The organism is Mesorhizobium sp. M7A.F.Ca.CA.002.04.1.1 (assembly GCF_004022805.1).
GTDB classification, from domain to species: Bacteria; Pseudomonadota; Alphaproteobacteria; order Rhizobiales; family Rhizobiaceae; genus Mesorhizobium; species Mesorhizobium ciceri.
Map to the genome: position 1 here is coordinate 1 of NZ_RZPL01001028.1, position 1,430 is coordinate 1,430.

Annotated in this window: 3 protein-coding genes; all 3 read right to left on the reverse strand. The window is 60.3% G+C overall.

Going from position 1 to position 1,430, the window contains the following annotated elements:
- A partial coding sequence (locus tag ENZ75_RS31745) for an NAD-dependent epimerase/dehydratase family protein (RefSeq protein ID WP_128278617.1) occupies positions 1-171 on the reverse strand: 171 nt, incomplete at its 3' end.
- Positions 172-264: 93 nt separating this feature from the next.
- A complete protein-coding gene (locus tag ENZ75_RS31750; protein ID WP_013528194.1) occupies positions 265-717 on the reverse strand; it encodes a DoxX family protein in 453 nt (150 codons plus the stop codon).
- A 196-nt stretch (positions 718-913) separates the two neighbouring features.
- Complete coding sequence (locus tag ENZ75_RS31755; protein WP_013528193.1) at positions 914-1,195, reverse strand: hypothetical protein; 282 nt, start codon at positions 1,193-1,195, stop codon at positions 914-916.
- Positions 1,196-1,430 lie beyond the last annotated feature (235 nt).

Genomic DNA, 1,430 nt, shown 5'->3' on the forward strand with positions numbered 1-1,430 from the left:
GATCTGGCCGACATTGCCGAGCGGCTGCAAATGGCCGGCGAGATCGGGCCGCCGGCAGGCGACCCGGATGCGATAGCCGCGCTTGGCCAACGCGCGCACGACATGGCGGCCGACAAAGCCTGACCCGCCAAAGACGACGACGAGCTTTGGGGTCTGCAGGATTTCGGTCATGGCTGGCTCCGGCGCTCGCAGGCTTGGCTGAAGCCGTTTCATAATCCGTTTCGTGCCAAAGGCAAAGGGCGACGCGTCGTCGCTATCAGCCTGTCAGAACGCTTTGCCGATACGGTTGTCGACCGAATGGCGGTTGCCGCCGCGAATGACGAAGAAGAGCAGGATCGCTGCCCACAGCAGCGACTTTTCCGCACCCGAATAGCCTTGGCCCATGGTGACCCAGTGGAACCAGACCGTGACCAGCAGCACGAACAGGCCGGCAAAGGCGGCCGGCCGCGTCAAAAAGCCGATGGCGATGAAGATGCCGCCAAAGAATTCAGTGCAGGCCAGAAGCAACGACCACAACGCGCCCGGATAGAAGCCGAGACCCTCGACCATCTCGGCAGCGCCGAAAGGATTGGTGATCTTCTGCGAACCGTGGATGGCGAGAAACCCGCCGGCGACGACGCGAAGAACGGTTTCGGCACCATCGTGCAGGGCCGCGTAAAACCTGCCAAGGACCGGGATGACAAGGGCGTTGCGGGGATTGTCCGTGCTTGCCGACATTGTAGCTCCTCTGTTTTGCTCAATCAGCGCAAACGGCCGATCAGGTTGGTCGAAGTCAAATAAACAAAAGTTGACCAAAACGAGAATGTTTTACCATCGTGCGATCAAAACGCAGAAAACCCCGCCGAAGCGGGGTTTTCCGGGTGACATCCATGCGAAGCCAGGGGCCGACGGCGCGGCCTGACCTGAGACGGTATCAGGAGGGCGTGAAGCAAGTACGCCCACCCCAGCCCTGAACATCCGACATGGTGCCACCAACCTTCTTGCAGGCGGCGACGAAATCAGCGCTGCAATTGGCGAATTTTGCATGGCCGTTCTTGCAGTAGTGGTCTTCGGTGGCCCCGCCGCTCGGGGCAGCGATGACACCCGGGCTGGACGGCTTGACCGGTGCGGCCTTCAGGGTGGCTGCCTGTGTGGCGCCCATGAACGAGCCGAGCAGAAGGACGGCGGTCAGCATGGTGATCTTGGTGTTGGTCATGGCAATTTCCTTTGATTTGGGTTGAGTTTTCCGAAGCGCGAAGGACCGGCCTTCGCGTGATGCAGGCTTTCGATTTCGGTTTGCTGCTTCCCTCGGTGTGGATCGGGCAAGCTCGCCTTGCCCTGGACAAAGCTGGGTCGCAGCAAGGCGCGGAAAGGTTCAGCGGCGCGCAAAGAAAATCGCACTGCGCCGCGCCTGCGGCGGACGAATTCCAGATAACTAATTGATATTTAAT

What these genes read in the sequence shown, in the direction of transcription:
- ENZ75_RS31750 (WP_013528194.1), bottom strand. Translation starts at nt 717, where the DNA reads ATGTCGGCAAGCACGGACAATCCCCGCAACGCCCTTGTCATCCCGGTC.
- ENZ75_RS31755 (WP_013528193.1), bottom strand. Translation starts at nt 1,195, where the DNA reads ATGACCAACACCAAGATCACCATGCTGACCGCCGTCCTTCTGCTCGGC.